The organism is Allobacillus salarius (assembly GCF_007559425.1).
In the GTDB taxonomy this organism is placed as follows: domain Bacteria; phylum Bacillota; class Bacilli; order Bacillales; family Alkalibacillaceae; genus Allobacillus; species Allobacillus salarius.
Genome location: NZ_VMHE01000095.1, coordinates 247 through 541 on the forward strand (window position 1 = coordinate 247; position 295 = coordinate 541).

Sequence of the window (295 nt, forward strand, 5' to 3'; positions counted from 1 at the left end):
GCTCTTTTTTGTATAGCTCTGCATCACGATGCTCTGGCTTGAATATTGGATAGAAGTTGAAACTTACAATTTTTTTCCCCTCCTTGTTTGCGGACCATTCGAATGTATAAGGACTTAGTTCGTCCAGCTCATTTTTTGCAGGTTCAATTACTTTCCGGACAAAATCGTTTGTCTTTGCGTATTTATCTTGTACTTTAAACATTTCTTTGAGCTGTTCAAGTGGATAGATTAGTTTTGTTTTCTGACCGCTTAAAAGTTCGTAGAACCGCATAGAATATACACTCTTAAACTTCAT

At 36.3% G+C, this 295-nt stretch carries 1 protein-coding gene; it reads right to left on the reverse strand.

Annotated elements, in window-relative coordinates; genetic code table 11:
• Positions 1–271, reverse strand: a 271-nt coding sequence (locus tag FPQ13_RS13890) for a replication initiation protein (protein WP_246065550.1), incomplete at its 3' end; no start/stop codon positions are given.
• Positions 272–295: the final 24 nt, after the last annotated feature.